This is a genomic window from Pantoea sp. GbtcB22 (assembly GCF_019091025.1).
Lineage (GTDB): Bacteria > Pseudomonadota > Gammaproteobacteria > Enterobacterales > Enterobacteriaceae > Pantoea > Pantoea leporis.
This window is the reverse complement of record NZ_JAGXKB010000783.1, coordinates 1-239: the sequence shown is the minus strand read 5'-3', so window position 1 is coordinate 239 and position 239 is coordinate 1. Positions and strand designations below refer to the sequence as shown.

Below are 239 nucleotides of genomic sequence, written 5' to 3'. Positions count from 1 at the left end.
TGAATGGCGCATCGCTGGCCGTTTATCCGGGTCGCGTGCTGGCGCTGCTGGGTGAAAACGGCGCGGGCAAATCCACCATGATGAAAGTGCTGACCGCCATTTACAGCATGGATGCCGGTTCCCTGCAGTGGCTGGGTAAGGATGTGGCGTTTTCCGGTCCAAAGGCGTCGCAGGAAGCAGGCATTGCCATTATCCATCAGGAACTGAACCAGATTCCGCATCTGACTGTTGCCGAGAAT

1 protein-coding gene is annotated in these 239 nt (G+C 56.9%); it reads left to right on the top strand.

Annotated elements, in window-relative coordinates; genetic code table 11:
• The coding region (locus KVT28_RS26665) for an ATP-binding cassette domain-containing protein (protein ID WP_217551319.1) at positions 1-239 on the top strand (239 nt) is incomplete at both ends.